The 19,840-nt window shown below is 46.3% G+C and carries 29 protein-coding genes; 20 read left to right on the top strand and 9 right to left on the bottom strand.

Annotated elements, in window-relative coordinates:
- Positions 1 to 25 precede the first annotated feature (25 nt).
- The 7 genes from ssb to ACJJI1_RS00440 all read right to left on the bottom strand — a co-directional run bounded on the left by ssb (position 26) and on the right by ACJJI1_RS00440 (position 3,716).
- Positions 26 to 541, bottom strand: a complete 516-nt coding sequence (gene ssb / locus ACJJI1_RS00470; RefSeq protein WP_444958250.1) for a single-stranded DNA-binding protein — start codon at positions 539 to 541, stop codon at positions 26 to 28.
- Positions 541 to 780 carry a hypothetical protein gene (locus ACJJI1_RS00465; RefSeq protein ID WP_444958249.1) on the bottom strand — a complete coding sequence of 80 codons (240 nt, stop codon included), beginning with the start codon at positions 778 to 780 and terminating at the stop codon, positions 541 to 543. Before ACJJI1_RS00465 ends, ssb begins: the two co-directional genes overlap by 1 nt.
- Positions 781 to 782: 2 nt before the next feature.
- Positions 783 to 938, bottom strand: coding sequence for a hypothetical protein (locus ACJJI1_RS00460; RefSeq protein WP_444958248.1), 156 nt, complete (start codon positions 936 to 938; stop codon positions 783 to 785).
- 82 nt (positions 939 to 1,020) lie between these two features.
- Positions 1,021 to 1,704, bottom strand: a complete 684-nt coding sequence (locus ACJJI1_RS00455) for a hypothetical protein (RefSeq protein ID WP_444958247.1) — start codon at positions 1,702 to 1,704, stop codon at positions 1,021 to 1,023.
- A gap of 19 nt (positions 1,705 to 1,723) precedes the next feature.
- Complete coding sequence (locus tag ACJJI1_RS00450; protein WP_444941220.1) at positions 1,724 to 2,224, bottom strand: siphovirus Gp157 family protein; 501 nt, start codon at positions 2,222 to 2,224, stop codon at positions 1,724 to 1,726.
- Entirely contained in the window at positions 2,224 to 2,964 is a 741-nt protein-coding gene (locus tag ACJJI1_RS00445; protein ID WP_444958246.1) for a hypothetical protein, read from the bottom strand. Before ACJJI1_RS00445 ends, ACJJI1_RS00450 begins: the two co-directional genes overlap by 1 nt.
- A gap of 47 nt (positions 2,965 to 3,011) precedes the next feature.
- Positions 3,012 to 3,716 (bottom strand): hypothetical protein, encoded by a 705-nt coding sequence (locus ACJJI1_RS00440; RefSeq protein ID WP_444958245.1) that lies wholly within the window; start codon positions 3,714 to 3,716, stop codon positions 3,012 to 3,014.
- A 182-nt stretch (positions 3,717 to 3,898) separates the two neighbouring features.
- Between ACJJI1_RS00440 and ACJJI1_RS00435 the strand changes: the two genes are divergently transcribed.
- A complete protein-coding gene (locus tag ACJJI1_RS00435; protein WP_444941223.1) occupies positions 3,899 to 4,522 on the top strand; it encodes a hypothetical protein in 624 nt (207 codons plus the stop codon).
- Between the two features lie 12 nt (positions 4,523 to 4,534).
- On the opposite strand, the gene ACJJI1_RS00430 is transcribed toward ACJJI1_RS00435, so the two are convergent.
- A complete protein-coding gene (locus ACJJI1_RS00430) occupies positions 4,535 to 5,242 on the bottom strand; it encodes a LexA family protein (protein ID WP_444958244.1) in 708 nt (235 codons plus the stop codon).
- Positions 5,243 to 5,277: 35 nt separating this feature from the next.
- On the opposite strand from ACJJI1_RS00430, the gene ACJJI1_RS00425 reads away from it, so the two are divergent.
- The 14 genes from ACJJI1_RS00425 (at position 5,278) to ACJJI1_RS00360 (ending at position 14,725) form a co-directional block, all read left to right on the top strand.
- On the top strand, positions 5,278 to 5,616 hold the full coding sequence (locus ACJJI1_RS00425; RefSeq protein ID WP_444958243.1) for a transcriptional regulator: 339 nt from the start codon (positions 5,278 to 5,280) through the stop codon (positions 5,614 to 5,616).
- A gap of 343 nt (positions 5,617 to 5,959) precedes the next feature.
- Positions 5,960 to 6,169 carry a hypothetical protein gene (locus ACJJI1_RS00420; RefSeq protein WP_444958242.1) on the top strand — a complete coding sequence of 70 codons (210 nt, stop codon included), beginning with the start codon at positions 5,960 to 5,962 and terminating at the stop codon, positions 6,167 to 6,169.
- A gap of 2 nt (positions 6,170 to 6,171) precedes the next feature.
- Positions 6,172 to 6,885, top strand: a complete 714-nt coding sequence (locus ACJJI1_RS00415; protein WP_444958241.1) for a helix-turn-helix domain-containing protein — start codon at positions 6,172 to 6,174, stop codon at positions 6,883 to 6,885.
- A 27-nt stretch (positions 6,886 to 6,912) separates the two neighbouring features.
- On the top strand, positions 6,913 to 7,158 hold the full coding sequence (locus tag ACJJI1_RS00410; protein ID WP_444958240.1) for a hypothetical protein: 246 nt from the start codon (positions 6,913 to 6,915) through the stop codon (positions 7,156 to 7,158).
- A 109-nt stretch (positions 7,159 to 7,267) separates the two neighbouring features.
- Positions 7,268 to 7,600, top strand: coding sequence for a hypothetical protein (locus tag ACJJI1_RS00405; RefSeq protein WP_444958239.1), 333 nt, complete (start codon positions 7,268 to 7,270; stop codon positions 7,598 to 7,600).
- A 290-nt stretch (positions 7,601 to 7,890) separates the two neighbouring features.
- Positions 7,891 to 8,541, top strand: a complete 651-nt coding sequence (locus ACJJI1_RS00400) for a hypothetical protein (protein WP_444958238.1) — start codon at positions 7,891 to 7,893, stop codon at positions 8,539 to 8,541.
- 64 nt (positions 8,542 to 8,605) lie between these two features.
- Positions 8,606 to 10,426: a DUF4365 domain-containing protein gene (locus ACJJI1_RS00395; protein ID WP_444958237.1), complete on the top strand. Its 1,821-nt coding sequence runs from the start codon at positions 8,606 to 8,608 to the stop codon at positions 10,424 to 10,426.
- A gap of 63 nt (positions 10,427 to 10,489) precedes the next feature.
- The gene (locus ACJJI1_RS00390) at positions 10,490 to 11,152 is read left to right on the top strand and encodes a hypothetical protein (protein ID WP_444958236.1); all 663 of its coding nucleotides are present in this window, start codon (positions 10,490 to 10,492) and stop codon (positions 11,150 to 11,152) included.
- Positions 11,153 to 11,466: 314 nt separating this feature from the next.
- On the top strand, positions 11,467 to 11,688 hold the full coding sequence (locus ACJJI1_RS00385; RefSeq protein WP_444958235.1) for a GDCCVxC domain-containing (seleno)protein: 222 nt from the start codon (positions 11,467 to 11,469) through the stop codon (positions 11,686 to 11,688).
- Between the two features lie 637 nt (positions 11,689 to 12,325).
- Entirely contained in the window at positions 12,326 to 13,051 is a 726-nt protein-coding gene (locus ACJJI1_RS00380) for an SEL1-like repeat protein (RefSeq protein ID WP_444958234.1), read from the top strand.
- Between the two features lie 27 nt (positions 13,052 to 13,078).
- Positions 13,079 to 13,486, top strand: a complete 408-nt coding sequence (locus tag ACJJI1_RS00375; protein ID WP_444958233.1) for a hypothetical protein — start codon at positions 13,079 to 13,081, stop codon at positions 13,484 to 13,486.
- 233 nt (positions 13,487 to 13,719) lie between these two features.
- Positions 13,720 to 14,097: a D-Ala-D-Ala carboxypeptidase family metallohydrolase gene (locus ACJJI1_RS00370; protein WP_444958232.1), complete on the top strand. Its 378-nt coding sequence runs from the start codon at positions 13,720 to 13,722 to the stop codon at positions 14,095 to 14,097.
- On the top strand, positions 14,097 to 14,465 hold the full coding sequence (locus tag ACJJI1_RS00365; protein ID WP_444941238.1) for a 3TM-type holin: 369 nt from the start codon (positions 14,097 to 14,099) through the stop codon (positions 14,463 to 14,465). Before ACJJI1_RS00370 ends, ACJJI1_RS00365 begins: the two co-directional genes overlap by 1 nt.
- The gene (locus tag ACJJI1_RS00360; RefSeq protein WP_444958231.1) at positions 14,462 to 14,725 is read left to right on the top strand and encodes a hypothetical protein; all 264 of its coding nucleotides are present in this window, start codon (positions 14,462 to 14,464) and stop codon (positions 14,723 to 14,725) included. Before ACJJI1_RS00365 ends, ACJJI1_RS00360 begins: the two co-directional genes overlap by 4 nt.
- A gap of 5 nt (positions 14,726 to 14,730) precedes the next feature.
- Here the strand turns inward: ACJJI1_RS00360 and ACJJI1_RS00355 are convergent, their stop codons facing one another.
- Positions 14,731 to 14,949: a hypothetical protein gene (locus tag ACJJI1_RS00355; protein WP_444958230.1), complete on the bottom strand. Its 219-nt coding sequence runs from the start codon at positions 14,947 to 14,949 to the stop codon at positions 14,731 to 14,733.
- Between the two features lie 95 nt (positions 14,950 to 15,044).
- Between ACJJI1_RS00355 and ACJJI1_RS00350 the strand changes: the two genes are divergently transcribed.
- From ACJJI1_RS00350 to ACJJI1_RS00330, 5 genes are read left to right on the top strand one after another with little or no spacing between them, the layout of a single operon-like run.
- A complete protein-coding gene (locus ACJJI1_RS00350; RefSeq protein WP_444958229.1) occupies positions 15,045 to 15,611 on the top strand; it encodes a terminase small subunit in 567 nt (188 codons plus the stop codon).
- Positions 15,595 to 17,088, top strand: coding sequence for a terminase large subunit domain-containing protein (locus tag ACJJI1_RS00345; RefSeq protein WP_444958228.1), 1,494 nt, complete (start codon positions 15,595 to 15,597; stop codon positions 17,086 to 17,088). The genes ACJJI1_RS00350 and ACJJI1_RS00345 overlap by 17 nt, the downstream gene beginning before the upstream one ends.
- Positions 17,088 to 18,509 carry a DUF4055 domain-containing protein gene (locus ACJJI1_RS00340; protein ID WP_444958227.1) on the top strand — a complete coding sequence of 474 codons (1,422 nt, stop codon included), beginning with the start codon at positions 17,088 to 17,090 and terminating at the stop codon, positions 18,507 to 18,509. Before ACJJI1_RS00345 ends, ACJJI1_RS00340 begins: the two co-directional genes overlap by 1 nt.
- Entirely contained in the window at positions 18,502 to 19,569 is a 1,068-nt protein-coding gene (locus tag ACJJI1_RS00335) for a minor capsid protein (RefSeq protein ID WP_444958226.1), read from the top strand. Before ACJJI1_RS00340 ends, ACJJI1_RS00335 begins: the two co-directional genes overlap by 8 nt.
- Positions 19,566 to 19,814, top strand: a complete 249-nt coding sequence (locus ACJJI1_RS00330) for a hypothetical protein (protein ID WP_444958225.1) — start codon at positions 19,566 to 19,568, stop codon at positions 19,812 to 19,814. Before ACJJI1_RS00335 ends, ACJJI1_RS00330 begins: the two co-directional genes overlap by 4 nt.
- The last annotated feature ends 26 nt before the right edge of the window (positions 19,815 to 19,840 follow it).

Below are 19,840 nucleotides of genomic sequence, written 5' to 3'. Positions count from 1 at the left end.
CTGAACCAGCGGCCCAGATTGATAGTTAAAATGGTGGTGGCTCATCAAACTGCTGGTTGAAGTCATTTGTTCCACCCATGGCGTTTGGGGGCTGTCGGTTCTGTTGATATCCCTGGCCTTGGGTTGGTCTTTGCTGTGGCTGGCTTTGCGGGGCCATAGGGGAGGGCGGCTGAAATCCCTGGCCCTGCTGAGCGCCATTCTGCTGGCCATCAAGCATCTGCATTTCAGCTGCGACAATTTCTGTAGTGAAGCGGTCCTGGCCACTGTTTTTGTCTTGCCACTTCCGCGTGCGAAGTGAGCCCTCAACATAAATCTTCGCCCCTTTGCGAAGGTATTCTCCGGCTATTTCTGCAAGGCGATTGAAAAAGACTACGCGGTGCCATTCGGTGCGCTCTTGCTGTTGGCCGGTTTGCTTATCCTTCCAGCTTTCACTGGTGGCTAAGCTGACATTGGTTACCGCTCCACCGCTGGGCATATATTTGGTTTCTGGGTCATTGCCTAGATTGCCAATCAATATGACTTTATTAATACCTCTTGCCATCACTTGCACTCCTGTTCCTTCAGCTCACCATCGACTATGGTGTAGGTGGTAAGCTCATCAGTTTTCTTGTCAAAGATTTGCACCCACTGCTTAAAGATTTCTGTCTTGGCGATTTGCTTCGCTACTTTATGGGCGGCTTCCAGAGTTTCTACTGACTCACGAAAGTCCTTAGCTCCACCCATTAGCAGGTTGTAAGTGCCACAAAATATGGCGAATCTCTTCATTTCTTGGATTTCCATAGTTAATTCCACTTAGCCCGCTTACGCCTTGCCTTTTGGCTTAGTTTGTTTGCTTTTCCTGCATAATTATTCGGTTCTGGCTGAATAATGCTGTTCCACTCTCTGCTGATAAGGCTTAGTTGCAGTGCAGCCAGCGATAAACCTCTTCCTGAAAACATATCTTTCTCCCTAAAAATGCGCCCCGTACCAGCGGCGCTAGCCTCGCGCGTCAACGTATCTGTGGTGCAGGTTTAGCTTCCGCTAATTGCAATCAAGATAAATAGACTCGTCGTAGATCTCTTCTAGGTCCGTTATCATTGTTCTGCGGGCATACAGCTTGAAAAGTTCACCGGGAAGCCCGTAATTAACTGTGTGGGCCTGCACTCCTCTTCTAAAGTTTTTGCCATCCTCTCGGATAATCGAGATGTAGTGATGCTCTTCATCGCGATCTTTATAAAGTGAAATCTCAATATTATTGAATGAATATTCACCGTGGAGGATTTTTACACATGTGAAATATTCGGATCGCTCCCACTCCAGTATTATTTCTTCATGCCCATTATGAAGGTGCTCCTCTTGCCATTCCTTTTTAATGAGCTCCAAGAACTCTTTAGATGTCATTACGGATGGAACAGGTTTTAGAGCCTTATCAAGTAGTGGTTTTAAATGTGCGCCTGCTTGCTCATGGAGAGCTTTGATGTACAGCTCACCGATCATATCGGTAATATATTTGTTGTACTCGGGCAGGGTTATTTGGTTTGTACAGATAGAGATTTTATCTTCAATAGCCTTTTTTAAAGACTGTCCAAAATCGCTGTACTCTCTAAGTACTGAATCCAGAATTCCAACAATGGTTGCTTCAACTTTCGAATCGATTGATTCTTCCAGTTTTCCACTATCAATGTATCTGCCAAGACTTTCGGTGACGAGTTTCTGTAGTTCCATTTTCCTATCCTTGAGAGTTCTAGCGAATTTGTAGTGCTGGTTTAGCTTCAGCTAATCGAGCCCCTGGAATTTCTTGACCTTCTTTAAGAGCGGACAAAATGGCTTTCTTGTCGGGTGTGAATGTATTTTTCACAGTGACGTATTCGCCGGGCAGGGCGTCTTCGTTTTCAATCTCAACTTTGGCTATTGGCTTTTTCAGGGAGATGGTGAACACCGGGCATTCGATTTTCTTTATGCCGCACTCCTGCATATTAGAGCGGAGATATTCGGTGATTGAATTACGGCGGTTTTGCAGAGCTTTTTTCTTGGCTTGCAACCGCTTAATTTCATCATCAAGCCCCTTTTCGAAGGGGGTGAAGTTCATGAGAAGGTTGCCTATTTGAATAGCCTTCTCATTGAATTCAAGCTCGATACCTTCCAGCGTGTCGGCAATATCCGCTGGGGTTAAATCGTTATCTTCGGCCAGTTGCTTCAGATCGCGGGCTTGGTCGGTGATTTCGTACAGCTTTAATGCGGTCATTATGCAGCTCCTTGGAGTTGTTCCTTTTGTGCTTCGTAGGTTTGGGTTAGGGCGGTAATTCCTTTATTGGCAACGTCAGTTAGGTGCGGCATATTTCTTTGCCGCTCAAGATGCTTGATTGAGGTTTTAAATATCCCGGCGGCTTCATGCAGGTGGCGGGAACTTTTCAATGTTTTCAGGTGTTTCTGTACGTACTCGGTAAGCTCTTTGGTTTGCTTGTCTCGTGCGGAGTCTTTGTCTTCTGCCTTATCTATTTGGCTTTCTAGCTGGCGTTCTTGGCGGTATTCGGGGTCATCCCATTCACCGCTATAAATATCTGCGGAGAATCCGAGGAAGGAAAAGCACTTTTTTAAAGCGTCAGAAAGTGACTTCTTGGCCGCTTCTTTATCTTCGATAAAACGCTTCTTGTTATCTGACCAGTAAATACGAGGCGTGTGACCGTAGTTCTCAACGTGGCCGCGCACCCCGTCTATCACGTACCAGAGGCGCAACCTGATGGTATGGGTGAGGTTGTGTCCAACTTCCTGACCTTCTGCAAACACTGGCGCACCTTTATCGTCACGCTCCTCGATAATTTCATAACCCCAACCAATTCCGATTGGTCCCCATAATTCAGTTGCTTTCTCAACCATGGCAATATGGTTGATGCTGGCAGTTTTGCGGCCTTCAAACGTTGACTCTTTTACAAAGCGAGCATCAGTTTTCTTTACTCGCTGCCAGATGCTTAGATTCTCAGACATTTTGCTCACTCCTGTGATTAGAGGGGGGCTTAGTAATTTTGAGTGATTTAAGAACTTGGCAATTCAAGGTAACCAGCATCACGGGCAGCGTGCGCGAATCGCCAGAAATATTTTCCAGCAATAAATCTCACAGTTTCCATCGCTATGGAGTGATATTGGTAACCCGCCTCTGTGTGGTCGCCGCCGATGGCAATTTCAGCAATTTTTCCGTTTCCGGTTGAATCACAATCTTCAGCGTATTTTTCGAGAAACTTTCCAATGTGCTTATCAAGTAGATTCCGAGCTAGCGCCGACTCATTGCTGAGTGCTCCCGTTTCACGGAATAGGTGCATCTCAATGAAAAATACGGTGTTTTCAATTTCGTCTTGTGTGGGCTTTCGGCGGGAAAGTGGGTGGCCTTCGATGTGCCCCTCTTCTGCTGCGCGCGGTTCAAGTTCCTCGCGGTACTCCCTGGCCAGCTTTAATGCACAGCTCCGAGAGAATTTCTCGTTTGCGGTCGCGCACTGGAGGATGTCCTTTAACTGGAACTTGTCGAGTTCATCGAGAGCGATTTCAAGAAAGCGGCGGCGATACATGGCTTCAATGAGTGGGCGACCGTTATCGCCAGAGAGAATGCACTCCAGGACGTATTCAACAATGCCAGCTTCAGTGCTCTCTACCTCAGCTGCGGTTTCGTCCGGCAGAGAGTCTTGGTGATTCTCATGGGCGTTGAGAGCGTCTTCGGCGGGGGCGGTTGAGCTGCTTCCTAACATGGGGATTCTCCCTGAGTTGTTAAAGTAAATGTAAAGCAATGCTTTATATAAAGCAACGGCAATGCCTTATTTTTGGCGTCATTTACCTTATCTGGAGCTTTATTTGATTAGAGGCGAGCTTTCTTTCTTGCGAGGAAGGCAACTGGTACTCTCAGTGTTTTAAAAGCGTAAGGGATTACAAAATGAAAATGATAAGTTATTGCTTATTGGTCTTCTTGGCAGTAATGGCGCTGAGCGGGTGCACAGGAATGGCAGATGCGATGTCTAAGATGGGCGGGCAGGGCGTAGTTACTGAGAAAGTTTCCACTTTCGATGGCGCAAAAGTCGTAGAGGTTACACCGCAATTCCTCTATAACCCTAAACGACTAATGGGGAACTCATATAAGCTTGGTGCTCGCTGGAACAGCTTGTCTCCAGGGTATTTGGCCCTAATTATGGAGTATAGCTCTAGCAGTTCTATGGACTCTGCACACGTAAATCTAACTGGGCTAGAAGTAAATATCTCTGGAAGTATCTACTCATTCAAGACAGCTGAACTCACGGACCATTCGAACAGTGGATGGAATAGTGTTTCTAGGACAATTTACACCACAAGCACTAACTCAGTTGCCGTGCCTATTGGGCTGCTGGAAGAAATGTTAGCCGCTGAAGATGTGCGGATAAGAATCCATAGCGGAGATGGCTACGAGGACTCCGTTTTTTCAGAAGAGCGCATTCCTGGGGGGCAACCAACAGCATTACTCTCTTTGAGGGAGTTTATGGCCCGAGTGCAGGCGATAAAAGCTGGTGCCCCTATTTCAGGTTAACCTTCTTTAGCGTTAAAGGTCATACTCTACCTTTTTGGCTACTCCAACAATTTGGCAGTTGCCATTAATAGGTATTGGAGAATAAGCAGGGTTTAGTGGTTTAAGGTATTTGTTTGGGCCATCTACGACCAGCTTCTTTAGTGTCGCTTCCTGAACGTCCATCAATTTGGCAACTACAATTGACCCGTTACAGTAAGCGGCATCAGGGTCAACAATCACTATTGACCCGTGGGGTATGCTAACGCCTGCTAAGGATGTCATTGAATCACCCACAACGCGGAGCGCAAATGCGTTTGGACCTACATTAGCAGTTGTTTCACGCCACTCTTCGGCATCGCCCGGTTGGAAATTGTCTATTACTTCCATCCACTTGCCGGCCTGAACGGTTGAGATTAGCGGAACCTTCCCCCTTATCGGAGGGCCCTCCCGCAAATTCAAATCGTAGGGGCCGCGTTCTTCACCAATATTGGTTTGGCTTTTTGAGCCTGTAGTAGGGTAGCCAAGCGGGGCTTTGGTTAGCCCCCAATGTTCCGGGCTAACATCCTTACCGAAGTAAGCAATGAGCTCTAAAAGTGTTGATTTCTTTATTCGGCCAGTTTTCACCCAGCCTTGAACAGACTGGCTCGAGACCCCGAACTGGCGTGCCAGTTCTGCCTTATTAATGCCCTTGATTTTCCGGGCCTCTTCTATAGCTCTTCCGAGCTTTTCACCTTCAAGCATTGCCTGATTTAAGTGGATAACATGCCTGAAAGGCAATGCTTGATAAAAGTAAAGCATTGCCTTATATTTGGGTTATGAAAACGTACAAAGCTCATAACAGCGTCAACCTAGAAGCCCTGGAGAGGGCTGTTGCAATTGTGGGTAGCAAATCAGGTCTGGCGAGGAGTATCGGAGTTAAGCCACCTGTAATAACCCAATGGTTTAAAAATGTGAGACCAATCCCTCCAGGTCGATGTCGCCCTATTGAAGCGGCCACAGGCGGTGCAGTCACTCGATATGAGCTACGCCCGGATATTTATGGTGCCCCTTCACTCCCAGAAAAATACTTTCGACCTACAGAGAGTGTAAGTGAAAACCCTGAAGGTGAAAGCTAGCCGAAGAGCTGAAAACAACGTTAACTCAAGGATGGTTTAGGTAATAGCAATGGAGACCAGCTTAAGAAAGTGCAATTTAAGAATTAAGCAGTCGGACTTCGATCAACTTAAGTCCAGGGCGACGGAGTTGGGTATCGGCCATGAACAGCTTTTACGAATCATGGTTGAAGCATGTTTACCTGTTTACGTTGCTCAGACTCAGGCAGATTTAAAAGAAGCCCTTACGAGTATGGCGGTCCTCTCTAAGGTCCGCGCGTTTTAGAAAGATCTAAATTCCCTGCTGTAGAAGTGCCATAAAAAATAAAATGGTTCACACATCAAGAGCAAAAGAAAGGGGCATTGTATGTCTAATAAAACTTCTAATGCGCTAACTCAAAATGAGCTGCGTAAAACAATTCCTGCCCAGCTGCCGAAAAATTACAGTGAATTACAAGTAGACGAAAGTCGGCGCCAGCAGATGGCTCAGTTGTGTGGTGATGTTGTCGACTCGGTTTTTAATCCTCAGAGAGTCTCAGAGACTCCCTCTGACTTTATTGAAGTGAAGGAGAGTTAGCCGTGAGCGCTGAGGCCACTTTCTGGGCATGGCAGCAGGGCGTGAAGTCTACGCACAAGTTAGTGCTGCTATCTCTTGCCAATTGCCACAATGAAGCAAATGGACAGTGTAATCCATCTATTGCGTACATTGCTCAAGCTACTGGCCTCAACCGCAAAACTGTAATTTCTGCAATGGAGCAGTTGGAAGAATCTAGCCTGATTATTCGCCTCAAATCGAGCGGCTCCAGCAATCAATTCACTTTGAATTTTGGCCAAATCACCAGTACCAAAAACGGTACTAGTCCCAAAAACGGACCAGGCCCAAAAACGGACAAAACCAGTACCAAAAACGGGACTGGACCAGTACCAAAAACGGACCACGAATCTAAAAAGAATCTAAAAGAACCTAAAAATATTAATAGGGGATTAGATTTTTCATCTTGGCCAACTGAGCCAGGGAAGGAAGTTCTGGAGGATTGGAAAAAAGTTCGCAAGGCGCCGCTCACTCAAACCGCCGTCAACCAGATTGCTAAGCAGCTTCACTTAGCCAGCCAACATGGCTACAGCGTTGACCACTGTCTCGCCATTTGCTGCGAGAGGGGGTGGCGAGGGTTTCAGTTCCAGTGGCTGCTAAATCACGAGGGGCAAGGGCAGCAGCCTCACGCTCAATCGATGCATCAAGGTCGGACCCGAGACCGGTCCGTGACCGAAATACTCACCGACACCAACTGGTAAACCTAGAACCATCAGGGAGTGATACCCATGACCATAGCCACCATTCCAGAAGCCCTTCAGCGGATCTCAACCACTGAGCCCTGTAGTCCGCTAGCAGTATTCCGCACCAAGCGAGACGACCAAGTAGATGTGATGTTTGCAAGCACTATCCGCACCCAGCAGCGCATCGAGTGGGGCGATATCAACTATCTGGGTAGCTTCCACAAGGAGAGCTTGAGCGAGGCCCGTCAGCGGCTTCGTGACTACTCAGAGAGTATGCGAGAAGTCGCGTGATGAATGAGCCAGCCCCAACCAAAACAGTTCTTTATTTGGAATTCTCTCTGTGGGTAGTGGCGGTTGGCTCAGGTGTTTGGTTTTTGATTGGGTTGGAGTAGGGGGATTTATGGACCAGCAAGAGAAGACTTTTGAGGAGCTACGTCAAAAGACGGCCCAGTATGCGCAAGCAGAAGCTGAACGGGTTTACCTATCCGAATTCCGTAAGTCCAAGAAGGCCCTACTGATGAAGGATGCTGAGCGTGCAAAACCTGGCCTCTCTGCTGCAGCCCAAGAGCGTGAAGCCTACGCCCACCCCGAGTATGTGGAGCTGCTGGAGGGCTTGAGATACGCAACAGAAGTAGCGCTCAAGTTACGTATGGGAATAAAGGTCACCGAGATGAAGGTGGAAACTTGGCGCACTAAGCAGGCGAACGCCAGAGCTGAAATGAATATGCGATAGATGGAGCGCAGCAAGTTAAGAGCGCTATACGAAACCCAAAGCAAGATGCGGGAAAAGGGATTGATAAAGGAGTAACCAATGCCTAGCTGGGGAAATACAGAGCTAACTCGCAACCAGCAGAGCGCCTTGTTTGAGCCATCTCCGTGCGATGCGTGTAAGCAAAGGGACAGGTGTGCAGCCGAAGAGCTCGCTTGCAGTGATTACCTACGTTGGCAAGACACAGGCAAAGCCAGGTATCGAGATAGAGAACCCACATCAAAGATATTCCGGAAAATCTTCAAGGTGAATCAATGAATTTTCACTCAGCTCGGCAGGCTTGGCATGATGCATTCGATACAGCTACCCAGCAATCTGATTATGCGGCAATGTTGGGTGGGCAGACGGTACGGAGCCGGGGACCGAAGCATTACATCGATGAGATTCGGAATGAGAATGGAAAAGTTACTGCTCGTTTGGCAGGTCAGACCGTTTATGCAACTGAAACTAGGGTGGGGAAGGGCAGTAGTGGGCGAATAATGGATGCTTGTGAAAAGGGATTGGTGCAGCATGCCATTGCCAAGCTGAGAGAAACCGATGAGCTGGCTTACTGTTGGGGGATGGCTGCCTATGCACCGCCGGGGAACCGGTATAAGGAGCGAGCTTATCTTCTGAGTTACATGATGAAGAAGTTTTATAGCTGGGGCGAGCCTCATGACCCGTTGAAAGTTGGGCAGTTGGCCTTATTTTGTATCCATTCTGTTGTGGTTCGTGATGTTACAGGAAGAAGAATTGATCTTCGTCAGGCGCGAAAGCTCTTAGGCTGCAATAAGGAGCAGTGGGACAGAATCTGGCGAAGGTTATGGAGTCGGCTGGAGAGATTGCTTGATTCTTTGCCTGCTCGATCGCTTGAGCCAATTGATGAAGTTATTGCGCGATATAGATATGCAAAATCTAAAAATTAGCATGTGGTTTTATGGTTAAGCTTGATTGAATTAGGGCTTTCCGGAGAAAAGGTGTTGGTGCTTTATGAATGCGGGTGAAATAGGAGTTGAAGCTGGTCGTATTTTTACATACAACCTTCCAAGTAATTGGATATATCGCTCCCAAGAGGATCAGGATGATTTTGGTATTGATGGTGAAATAGAAATAAAGGACGAAAGGGGCAAAGCCTTAGGTAAAAATAGTGTCTTTAAGGTCCAGATAAAAGGAGAGGAAGTATCAACTTTTATTAACGGTGGGGCCGTTCTGTCTTTTACAATTAAAATAGAGAGACTTAAGTATTATTTGAATTTTAGAATTCCTGTGATTCTTGTAGTTGTGGAGGTGTCATCCGAGAGAATTTTTTGGTTGCCAATTACAAATGATACAAAGTTAAGAGAGGATGTCTTTTCATCAAAGAATACAGAATCTATGCAGATTCATATTCCCGTTGATAGCAGATTGGTTCGGAAAGATAAGAATTCCTTTGATGGTCTTTTTGACGCGGTTGTTGATTGTTGGGATTACTTGAGCATAAAGGGACTTAAAGAGTCAACTTCTAGATTTGGTGACTTAGAACCTCTTTCTTTAAGTGAGCGCATCGGGGAGCTAGGCGATACCCTGTATCAGGCTTTTCATCAACAACTCGACAACTCGTTAGCTAAATATAACTACGACGAAGTATATCAAACAGCAGGGAATTTACTTGCTTCTGCTATTGTTCCTCCGAAAGATAGATTTGTGGCAGCTCTGTATTATTTGCAGGCATTCAATATTGCGCCATATAAATCGGTGCGTTATGAAATTTTACAAGAAAAACAGATGCTGTGTATTCAGCTAATTGATCTGGCTAGAAAGAGTGGTATTAGGGGGCAGCGATATATTGCTTTTGGGAAGGCGCGTAGCATAGCATTTAGGTCCGTATTGGATGAGCTTCACGCTACGCACTTCTCAGCTTTTAGCCATGAGGAAGGTTCGCTTTATCGTTTGATTTTTGAGAGTAAGATTCAGGAAATGCACTACGATTGCAGTGTTTTACTGAAAAAGATAATTGATTTATGTAATCGCCTGCTGAAGGAAGGTCAGTATCATATTTTGGCTGATATTTTTATAGATATATATGCAGGTATATTGATATTTAATGATGTTCATAAGGAAAGAGGGGGGAGGGAATCGATAGATTTCTTAGAAGGCTGGAGCAACAATATGTCAACGTTTGTCATGTCATATCTCGTTGCAGTTAGAGATGCCTCAAGAATTTATCGGCTTTATTTGCTGGTCGCCTCTCAAGTGGATGTCAGTCCTGATGTTGTTAAAAGGATCAGACAGCGAGTTGTTGAATATTTGCCACATTTAGACGGGAAGTTAGATCAGGCTGAGCAGATTGTTTTCGAGCATAAGGAAAACATTAAAATAAATAATTTTTATGACCTAAGTGTTGAAGAGCAGAAGTCATATTTTTATAGGCAAGCTAAAAGTCTCAGGCTAGATCCCGATGATTCCGAGTGCGAGTTTGGTAGAGTGGTAGCTAGAGCGCTTGTGAACTATGATCCTACTGAGATAATGCGTGACTGCAGCAATTTATTTGTGTGTTATCGGCCTGGTGGAATTATTGCAGAAACCTTGCAGATGCACTCAGCAGGTGGATTCCATTTCATGGTGTGTTTAAAGCATGGTCACAAGATGGCCACCGGAGGGTTGCTAAAAGATCTCTACGATAACCCAGATACCCAAGGGTTTAGAGAAAGATTTTGTGGCAACTGCTCAGATTGTGAGCCTAGGGATACTAGCTGGAGTTGGAGTTTGAGGTGGTATGCTGGTGAGTGTGAGACTCATAAGGAAATTCTGGCTCGCTGTAAGCTGCAGTAGTAATAAATAGCTTTTAGTTAGATGGGGTTGTGTTTTTTTCGCAATAGTTTTACGAGTAGATTTATGATGGATGTGAATCAAGATAAAATAGAGGTGGCAGTCCTTCCTATTGCAGATGAAATTGATGGTTTGGTTAAAGGTGATATAAGAATTTTTTATGATGGTGAAGCATGTCCATATGTAGAGTTAAGTGGGCCTGTTGAGAAAAGATATATAGGGTATGAGTCAATCAAGAATGACTTGGAAATATGCCGAAAGGTATTCCTTGATATTGTAAATACTAATGATCGAGATCCATATATACAGAATGCGTTATGGGAATCATTTATCACAAAGTATGCGCGCAATTTTGTTTCTACGGAAGGGAGGGGTATTAAGCTTGAAGAAAGGCAAGTTTTCCGTGGGGATTTAGAATGGCTGCTTGAGACTCATAAGTACCTTATAAGGGAGCGGCATAACTTCTCCGCGCACGCAGGAATCACTGATCTTGATAATATTTCAGGGAGATTAGCTTTACTCCCGCCGTCAAAAGGAAGAGGGCTTCTTACATTTTATATGGCGAGGGACGTTTCACTGAGAAGTGAAGATAAAGATACAAAAGCTATAATTGCGTTGCTTGAAGAAATGATAGATTGGGTATGTAAGCAGCTTGGTCCAATTAAAGATAAAATTGAAGAAATATATAGCAGGCAGAGTGTTGATGAGTTGTATGCTCGAAGTAAGTAGATAGCTTCGCAGATAGTGATATTTTTTACAGGGGGGCAATAAAGGAGCAAAAACCCCTGAATTTCTCTGTATGAGAACTACATATAAGCCCTATGTTCAGAGAGGTGCGCAGACTCCAGGTTAAACACTCTAAGGCCTTTTCAGTACGGGCCTTTTGGTTTCTTAGAACTAACAGGGGAGTTCCAAAGGCATACCAGTTTTGAACAAGATGCAGGGCTGGTTGGGCTTAAAGAGGGTCGAAAAACACCCATAGAGATTTAGGTGCTGGGTAGTAGAATTCTAAATATAGCTTTCCAGGAAAGGGCAATTAAGCAATGGCGATAGATATAAATAGAACATCTACGATTACCTGCCCAAAATGTGGTTACAAACACGCGGAAACTATGCCAGTAGATGCTTGCCAGTGGTTTTATGAATGTAAAAAATGTGGTGAGTTACTAAGCCCTAAGAAGGGCGATTGCTGTGTATTTTGCTCTTATGGAACGATTCCATGCCCGCCAGTTCAACAGGATGGGAAGTCTTGTTGTTCTTCCTAGAGGCCATTAGCAAAAGCCCAAAAAACCAATGAATTGGAAACCCTTGACTTTCTCTGTGTCAGAACTGTATAAAAACCCCATGCTGGGATAAATATGCAGATTCCTAGCGAAACGCCCTAAAGCCTGCTCAATGCGGGCTTTTTTGTGCCAGATTGTCAGAATGGCGCATAAATTTTCATAACTGTATATGTATACATCTGTATATATTGACAGTATTTGTGCCCGAGAGTAGTATGTTCACAGCTGCTTTGGTTTTCATGCAGCGACCATCCTTTCTTAAGCCGGCCCCCAAGCCGGTTTTTTAGAATCATCTTGCGGACCTTTTAATTAAATTAATTTGCTTATGTTTATAAGTGAGCTGAAACCCCTAACCTGTGGGCATAAAAGTCACATCTGAATGTTTCGCATGAGTTGTTCTTTAACGTCATGATTGTTTTTGGTTTTTATAGTTGATTTTTTTTAGGTGATTTGTAGAATCCAGCGCCGTGCAATTATATTCACTTTAAAAATGCAACTTTCAAAAAGAACAAGCGTACTTATTACTTTCGGAGTTTTGTCTGCTGCTCTGATTTTTTTTGTTGTTAGGGGCGATGCATTTTATGCATCTAATGATCTTTCTCTGAGGGGGGAGAGTGAATTGGCACCTCCTACTGTCGAATACGAGCAGGTGGTCAAGAAAGATGGAGCAGATGGAAGTAGAGTCGTTTTTTCTGAGGATGATTCTGCAAAAAAATCTGGCGATTTTAAGACTGTAGAGTTAGAAATGGTCAAATATGACCCTACGCTTAACTTTGATCTGCAAGAATATATAGAAAACCCTTATGATGTTGATTCTACATATGAGCTATATAAGGCGCGCTCATATTGCCGAAAAGGTTCGAACCTAGCATCTCCAAATCTTTGTCAGGAAATAGGTAGGCATTCACTTCCTTCTGAGTTTGAAAGCTTGACCAGTGCAGCTGATCAAGGGCATGTAAAAGCGCAATTGGAGTTTTCAAACTTTATACCTCCAAATTACGAAGACTTAAGTCAAGAAGAAATTGATTCTCTAAGAAATACAAGAATTGAATATTTAGAATCAGCTTGGGCTTCTGGTAGTTTAGAAGCTCTACATGAGCTCTCGGCAACATACTTTTATGGGCTTGGTGTTGAGCAAGATTTACTTAAGTCTTACTTCTATGCAAAAACTGCTGAGATTGTCTATTCGTCACTGAATGGAGCCGTGCCATCTTCATACGTGAATGAGAACACAAAAATGGTAAATCATTTGGAAGCAGTTTTATATCCGTATCAAAGGGAGCCAGTGTTAAGGGAGGTTTACTCACAAAACAATAAGAATTGTTGTATTTTATTTTCGTCTTAGAAACAATTTGTAGATAAATGGATTTTTATGAAAAAAAGTAGCTTTTGGGGACTTCCTTTAGTTTTGGCTTCTGTAGCTGTTGTTGCTGCAACGTACTACACGACAATGACAGGTGACATTTATAGTGATGGCGAGGTTAATGCCCATATTCGCTCTGAGGTCAACCAATCTGTAAATCAGTGGAAGCCAGGGGATGTGGTAGTTGTACAATCTGGAACGACAGGTCAGATAGCTACTTATCAATATCATCCTTTGTATGGAAAGCACTTCATTACTTCCGGAACTGGTGGTGAATCAGGAGGCAGCTCTGGAGGTAGCGGTAGTGGAGATGGAGGCTTTAGCACAGGAGGCAGTTCTGGCTCTGGATTTGGTTATGGAAATGATGAATGTGATACCTTCGTTGTATGTACAGATATAGGGAATGGTGGAACCTAATTTATAAAGGTTCTTAACCTCCCATGAAGCCCGCTCAATGCGGGCTTTTTTGTGCCAGATTGCCTGAACGGCGCACAAATTAGTGTAACTGTATATATGTACAGATGTATGTATTGACAGTATCTGTGCCCGAGAGTAGTATGTTCACAGCTGCTTTGGTTTTCATGCAGCGACCATCCTTTCTTAAGCCGGCCCCCAAGCCGGTTTTTTTATGCCTGAAATTTGAGACTCCTATGTTCCAAAACGACTACTTCACAGAGTCGGAGTTGGCCTGTCGTTGTTGTGGCAAAAATCATTTCAAAGATGAAACGCTAAAGCGTCTGATTAGAGTTAGAGAGCGCTTCGGCAAGCCAATGATTATTAACTCTGGCTATCGCTGCCCAGCACACAACGTTCGGTTAAATGCCACCATGACACATACCACCGGGCAGGCCGTTGATGTTCAAGTGGCACTAGGCCGAGCCTATCGGTTAATCCAAATCGCTCAAGAGGAAGGGTTTACCGGTATAGGAGTTAAGCAAAAGGGCGCTGTCGGCAAGCGATTCCTCCACCTGGATGACCTTGAATCAATACCTGGCGAGCGTACCCGCCCCACAGTCTGGAGCTACTAATGATTTCAGCCATATCAAATCTACTCGGTAAGGTCATAGACAAAGCATTCCCAGATAAGACAGAAGCCAATCGCCTAAAAGCTCAAGTTGATTCGCAGCTGATTTCAATGGACCTGGAAGAGCTAAAAGCGGCAACCCAGGTAATCACGGCAGAAGCCTCGGGGGAGTCATGGCTACAGAGAAACTGGCGGCCAGTAACAATGCTCACGTTCGTCGGGCTGATTGTATTTCATTGGCTAGGCTGGACAGCTCCAAATCTGAGCGAGGAGCAAACCCTGGCACTGCTAGAGATAGTAAAAATCGGCCTCGGTGGTTATGTCGTGGGGCGAAGCGCTGAGAAAGCAATGAAGGCTTGGAAGCAATCATGACCCAACAAACAGAGCATTGGCACCTCAGCAAAAGCATCTCTATCACTCAGATAGCCAGCATCATACTTTTAGCGGCTGGCTTGTTTGCCTGGGGCTCAGATGTAGAAAAACGGGTAGGGGAGAACGCGCAAGCAATTAAGCACGAATCAGCTATGCGTGCCCTAGAGCAAAAGCACATAGCTGAATTCAAAGACGAAATCAGAACCAGGCTCCAGCGTATTGATAGCAAGCTAGAGCGGTTGATTGAGAGAGGGGAATAGGTTAGCTACTTATTGCCGCCCTCCATGGCTGCCTGGATTAGGTTAGCGTAGCTTGAAAGGCTATTAAATTCAGATTTTAGCTGTTCTGTTGTTTGACTCGATGAGCTACTAACTTTTGCACGAATAATTTCTAACGCTGTTGCAACGGCATGGGCTCTAGCCTCTTTAGGGTCGCTGGAATAAGTCGAGCTTGCACCAAGTGCTGTTTGATAGAAATCGGCCATGATTAATCTCCGTTAGTTATCGAATTTAAGTACTTTGGGGCTAGATAATTATCTTAAACCCTGATGGCGCAATATTCATTTAATTAGTGATAACAATGGCTAGGCGAAATCAAAATAACTTAACTGATAAATGGCAGGTATTCGCTGATGCATATCTGGCTGATAAAAACCTAAATGCAACAAGGGCTTACAGGTTGGCCTACCCCAAAGCAGCGCAGCGCAGCGCAGAAGTAGAAGCTGCAAAACTCCTGAGAAAACCTGAGGTGGCGAAATACATCGGGAAAGCACAACGAGCCCGCTCTGAGCGCACCCAAATCAATGCCGATTATGTACTGAATCGCCTGGTTGAGATCGACCAGATGGATGTTCTGGATATTCTGCAGGATGACGGCTCTCTAAAGTCTATTAGCGAGTGGCCCAAGGTTTGGCGGCAATATCTGGCAGGCATGGACCTCGCTGAACTCTGGGAAGGTCGTGGTGATGACCGCGAAGTGATCGGTATCCTAAAGAAAATCAAATGGCCAGACAAACTCAAAAACCTGGAACTTCTTGGCAAGCACGTTGGAGTCCAAGCATTCCGCGATAGGGTGAATCATGAGGGAGAGCTAGTTGATGAAATGGCAACCCTTATGAAGCAAATCAGCGATGGCGCTACCACATGAACTGGTCAACAACCTTACGAATAGAGACTGGAGATTAAACAATCTCTATTGGATTAAGGATAAGCGGGGCAAGAAAGTTAAGTTCCGGATGAACCCGGAACAGCGCGACTACTACGAGAACCACCACACTCGGAACATCATCCTCAAAGCGCGGCAGCTAGGGTTCACCACTGAGCAGTGCATTATCCAACTTGATTGCGCCCTGTTTGAGTCTGGCGCCTGTGCACTGATAGCGCACAACCTGGATGATGCAAAACGGCTATTCCGCGAGAAAGTTAAATACGCATATGACCAGCTGCCGGATGTTATCAAGGCGGCCAACCCAGCCAGAAACGACAGGGCAGGCGAGCTGGTTTTCCATAATGGCGGCTCGGTAACCGTCAGTACCTCATTTCGGGGCGGCACTCTCCGTAAGTTGCACGTCTCTGAATTCGGAAAGATATGCGCTAAGTATCCGGATAAGGCTCGAGAGATTGTCACGGGTGCATTTGAAGCCGTTTCCATTGATTGCGATGTCACTATTGAATCGACTGCAGAAGGCCGACAGGGGTATTTCTTCGACTACTGCCAGTCATCGGAGAAGTTACATAACCAAGGGGCAACCTTAACGGCCCTGGACTGGAAGTTCTTTTTCTACCCCTGGTGGAAGAACCCTGAATATTCACTGTCGGGGGCTTTGTCTGTCCCTGAGCGATTCGAAAAGTACTTTGCCGAACTCGAAAGCAAGCAGGGAATCAGCCTAACCGACGCGCAAAAGCTCTGGTACATCACCAAAGAGAAAACACTCGGTGATGACATCAAGCGGGAGTACCCATCATTTCCCGCTGAGGCCTTCCAGCAATCTATCCAAGGCGCTTACTACTCACGACAGTTCCAGCGGCTCTACAAAGAGGGGCGGATTGGCTCGCTGCCTGATAACTCACATTTACCGGTTTACACCTTCTGGGATATCGGGGTTGGTGATTCGACCTCCATTTGGTTTGTGCGCGTGGTGGGGGAGGAGTACCACGTTATTGATTACTACGAGAATAGCGGCGAAGGCATAGCTCACTACATGAAGGTGCTGAAAGAGCGCGGCTACAACTATGCCGAACACTGGGCGCCTCACGATATAGATAACCGGGATTTCAGTGGCAATGGTAAATCTCGTAGAGAAATGGCTCGCGAGGGCTACGAGATAGACGGTGAGACATACAGCCTGAATTTTAATGTTGCACCACATGGCAGTGTCGATGGCGGTATTGAGTCGGTTCGTGAAGTTCTGCCTAAGTGTGTCTTCGATCAAGAGAAGTGCGACCAGGGTATCAAGTGCTTGGAGAGCTACCGCAAAGAGTGGGATGACAAGAACGGTTGCTGGAAAGATCGACCGCTGCATGACTGGTCCAGCCACGGCGCAGACGCATTCCGTTATTTCGCAGTTTCAGTGAAGAACATCCGCACTATGGCAATGAGTATCAACATGGGAATGGCCTACTAATGGCAAATGACGTTACTTACCAGCGCGACGACTTCACCAAGGCGCTGCCAGACTGGACGCTGGTTGATGATATCTGTGCGGGTGAGCGGGTTATTAAGGCTAAGGGCATCACCTATCTGCCTATGCCGAACCCAAAAGACCAGAGTGAAGCAAATAGAGCTCGCTATCAGCAGTACACAGACAGGGCAGTTTTCTATAACGCAACCGGTCGCACGTTACAGGGCCTGGTTGGTGCCGTATTTCGCCGAGCGCCAACAGTTGATATCCCGGCAGGTCTGGAATACCTGACTTCAGATGCTAATGGCAATGGGGTAAGCATCTACCAGCAGTCTCAGTCTGTGGTTGCTGCGGTGCTTAAGTCTGGCCGACGCGGTCTGCTGGTAGATTATCCAAAAACTGAAGGGCAAACCTCCAAGGCCGAACAGCAAGCCGGGCTAGTGCGTGCATCGATAGTGAGCTATCCCGCTAATCAGATTATCAATTGGCGGACCATCAAGGTTGGCGGTGTTCACCGGCTGGGGCTGGTTGTTATCCGTGAGAGCTATGAAGAAATCACCTCAGATGGTTTTGGCATCGAAGAGAAAACTCAGTACCGCGCACTTAAGCTGATTGATGGTCGCTACACAGTGGAGATATGGCGCAGTGGAAACACTGGCACCTGGATTATTCACGATACGTATACACCGTTAGATGGAGTAGGGAAGGCCTGGGACATTATCCCGTTTACCTTTGTCGGCGCCGAGAACAATGATTCGGGTATCGATCGGTCTCCATTGTTAGACCTGGCAAACCTCAACAAGGCTCATTACCGCAACTCAGCGGACTATGAGGATTCAGCGTTTTTCGTCGGTCAGGCGCAGCCTTGGATTTCTGGATTAACTGAGAAATGGCGTGACCATATGGAGAAGCAGGGCATTTATATTGGCTCCCGCTCTCCAATTTTGCTCCCCGATGGCGGAGCCTTTGGATTTGCCCAGGTTGAGCCGAACACTCTGGTCAAAGAAGCAATGGACCAGAAAGAAAAGCAAATGGTCGCCTTGGGTGCTCGCTTGATTGAGCGCGGTTCAGCAGTAAAGACCGCCACTGAAGCCCAGGCAGAAAACGAATCAGAGCACTCTGTTTTGTCTCTGGTCGCCGAGAACGTCAGTGAGGCTTACACCCAGGCTATTCAATGGGTGGCCCAGTTCCAGAATGTACAGGCTGATACCGAGTACAAACTCAACCAGGACTTTGCTGAATCCAATCTTGATGCGCAGATGCTCACCGCTCTGGTGAATGCTTGGCAGTCCGGTCGCTTACCGAGTTCCGACCTGTGGGCGAACCTCCGGAAGCATGGCGTTATTGATGCTGAGAAGACTGATGAGGCAATTCGTGAGGAGCTGGATAGCGAGGCGCCTGAGCCGGGGTTAAACGATGAGTGAAGCTCTCGCCACCTCAAGCACTCGCCATGCTGTCTATCTGGAGCGATTAAAGTCTGGTGAGGTAAATCAGTTTGCGGCTTTCCTGCAGCAGATAGACCGCTCGATAAAGCAGCGCCTATCAAACCACGATTTAACCGACTTCTCCCGGGCAAGGCTGGAGCGGTTGCTTGCCGCAGTTGATAGCGATCTATCCGAGATATTCAGTAAGTATTACGACCAGCTTGCCGGCCACCTGCTGGACCTAGCCGAATATGAATCGGAATTTGAGGTCCGCAATTTACAGGCCGCATTGATTGCCGGGGTAGAGACTGTAATTCCTGCACCGGCTCAGGTCCGTGCCGCCGTGCTTTCCACACCGCTCTCTGTGCGTGGTCCTGATGGTGGTCAGTTGATTGAGCCATTTATCAAGGACTGGACTAGCAGCGAGAGAAAGCGGGTTACCGGGGCAATCCGTCAGGGTTTCTTTGAGGGGCAAACAACTCTCCAGATTATTCGTAATGTCCGGGGATCCAAAGCCAACAATTACCGCGACGGTATTTTGGCGATAACCCAGCGCAATGCGGATGCGGTAGTTCGAACAGCGGTTGCCCATACGGCCACCACGGCGCGGATGGAGACGCTTCAGAATAACTCCGACTTGCTGGAGGGATTGCGCTGGGTTTCGACTTTGGATAGCCGTACATCGATTCAGTGCCGTAGTTTGGATAACGAAGTATTCCCTCTCGATAAAGGGCCGCGTCCACCAGTTCACATACGCTGCCGCAGTACAGTTATTGCGGTCCTGAAGGAAAAGTATCAGGCACTAAGTGAGGGCGCTACTCGGGCTAGCAAGGATGGTTATGTCGATGCTGGCCTGACTTATTACCAGTGGCTACAAAAGCAGCCATTGAGCTTCATACAAGATGCTATTGGTCCAACTCGGGCTAAGCTTCTCCTCAATGGTGGGTTGTCTGCTGAGCGGTTTGCAGCACTAAATCTAGGGCGGAATTTTAAGCCCTTGACCTTGGATGAGATGAAACAGAAAGAGCCAATTGCATTTAAGAAAGCGGGGATTCAATGAATATATCTATAAAGCCTATAGAGAAGTTCGCTGTAGAAGTTGACGGGGTTGCTATTGGAGAATTTGAGAAAGTTTCATCATGGGAGGGGTTTATCAAATTGCAAAATTCCAAGGGAATTATCATTGCTGCTGACAACTCCACGTCCTCCATAAATATAACAGGAGGAATATTCGGTGATATTTTTGGCCTGAAGGCGAAAACACTTCAGGTCATAAAAGCTAGCGAAAACCTTATCCCAAGTTAAGCAAATTACTTATTTCCCTATAACAG

The sequence above is a fragment of the Microbulbifer maximicatervae (SeqCode) genome, assembly GCF_052467065.1.
This window is presented reverse-complemented; position numbering and strand designations above follow the sequence as displayed.

Excerpts from the sequence above, each read along its gene's own strand:
- ACJJI1_RS00450 (WP_444941220.1), bottom strand. The coding sequence starts at position 2,224 with ATGACCGCATTAAAGCTGTACGAAATCACCGACCAAGCCCGCGATCTG.
- ACJJI1_RS00400 (WP_444958238.1), top strand. The coding sequence starts at position 7,891 with ATGAATTTTCACTCAGCTCGGCAGGCTTGGCATGATGCATTCGATACA.
- ACJJI1_RS00340 (WP_444958227.1), top strand. The coding sequence starts at position 17,088 with ATGGCAAATGACGTTACTTACCAGCGCGACGACTTCACCAAGGCGCTG.
- ACJJI1_RS00440 (WP_444958245.1), bottom strand. The coding sequence starts at position 3,716 with ATGTTAGGAAGCAGCTCAACCGCCCCCGCCGAAGACGCTCTCAACGCC.
- ACJJI1_RS00395 (WP_444958237.1), top strand. The coding sequence starts at position 8,606 with ATGAATGCGGGTGAAATAGGAGTTGAAGCTGGTCGTATTTTTACATAC.
- ACJJI1_RS00365 (WP_444941238.1), top strand. The coding sequence starts at position 14,097 with ATGATTTCAGCCATATCAAATCTACTCGGTAAGGTCATAGACAAAGCA.
- ACJJI1_RS00420 (WP_444958242.1), top strand. The coding sequence starts at position 5,960 with ATGTCTAATAAAACTTCTAATGCGCTAACTCAAAATGAGCTGCGTAAA.
- ACJJI1_RS00435 (WP_444941223.1), top strand. The coding sequence starts at position 3,899 with ATGAAAATGATAAGTTATTGCTTATTGGTCTTCTTGGCAGTAATGGCG.
- ssb (WP_444958250.1), bottom strand. The coding sequence starts at position 541 with ATGGCAAGAGGTATTAATAAAGTCATATTGATTGGCAATCTAGGCAAT.
- ACJJI1_RS00330 (WP_444958225.1), top strand. The coding sequence starts at position 19,566 with ATGAATATATCTATAAAGCCTATAGAGAAGTTCGCTGTAGAAGTTGAC.
- ACJJI1_RS00405 (WP_444958239.1), top strand. The coding sequence starts at position 7,268 with ATGGACCAGCAAGAGAAGACTTTTGAGGAGCTACGTCAAAAGACGGCC.
- ACJJI1_RS00460 (WP_444958248.1), bottom strand. The coding sequence starts at position 938 with ATGTTTTCAGGAAGAGGTTTATCGCTGGCTGCACTGCAACTAAGCCTT.
- ACJJI1_RS00445 (WP_444958246.1), bottom strand. The coding sequence starts at position 2,964 with ATGTCTGAGAATCTAAGCATCTGGCAGCGAGTAAAGAAAACTGATGCT.
- ACJJI1_RS00355 (WP_444958230.1), bottom strand. The coding sequence starts at position 14,949 with ATGGCCGATTTCTATCAAACAGCACTTGGTGCAAGCTCGACTTATTCC.
- ACJJI1_RS00410 (WP_444958240.1), top strand. The coding sequence starts at position 6,913 with ATGACCATAGCCACCATTCCAGAAGCCCTTCAGCGGATCTCAACCACT.
- ACJJI1_RS00430 (WP_444958244.1), bottom strand. The coding sequence starts at position 5,242 with ATGCTTGAAGGTGAAAAGCTCGGAAGAGCTATAGAAGAGGCCCGGAAA.
- ACJJI1_RS00360 (WP_444958231.1), top strand. The coding sequence starts at position 14,462 with ATGACCCAACAAACAGAGCATTGGCACCTCAGCAAAAGCATCTCTATC.
- ACJJI1_RS00425 (WP_444958243.1), top strand. The coding sequence starts at position 5,278 with ATGCTTGATAAAAGTAAAGCATTGCCTTATATTTGGGTTATGAAAACG.
- ACJJI1_RS00465 (WP_444958249.1), bottom strand. The coding sequence starts at position 780 with ATGGAAATCCAAGAAATGAAGAGATTCGCCATATTTTGTGGCACTTAC.
- ACJJI1_RS00455 (WP_444958247.1), bottom strand. The coding sequence starts at position 1,704 with ATGGAACTACAGAAACTCGTCACCGAAAGTCTTGGCAGATACATTGAT.
- ACJJI1_RS00375 (WP_444958233.1), top strand. The coding sequence starts at position 13,079 with ATGAAAAAAAGTAGCTTTTGGGGACTTCCTTTAGTTTTGGCTTCTGTA.
- ACJJI1_RS00345 (WP_444958228.1), top strand. The coding sequence starts at position 15,595 with ATGGCGCTACCACATGAACTGGTCAACAACCTTACGAATAGAGACTGG.
- ACJJI1_RS00370 (WP_444958232.1), top strand. The coding sequence starts at position 13,720 with ATGTTCCAAAACGACTACTTCACAGAGTCGGAGTTGGCCTGTCGTTGT.
- ACJJI1_RS00385 (WP_444958235.1), top strand. The coding sequence starts at position 11,467 with ATGGCGATAGATATAAATAGAACATCTACGATTACCTGCCCAAAATGT.
- ACJJI1_RS00390 (WP_444958236.1), top strand. The coding sequence starts at position 10,490 with ATGATGGATGTGAATCAAGATAAAATAGAGGTGGCAGTCCTTCCTATT.
- ACJJI1_RS00335 (WP_444958226.1), top strand. The coding sequence starts at position 18,502 with ATGAGTGAAGCTCTCGCCACCTCAAGCACTCGCCATGCTGTCTATCTG.
- ACJJI1_RS00350 (WP_444958229.1), top strand. The coding sequence starts at position 15,045 with ATGGCTAGGCGAAATCAAAATAACTTAACTGATAAATGGCAGGTATTC.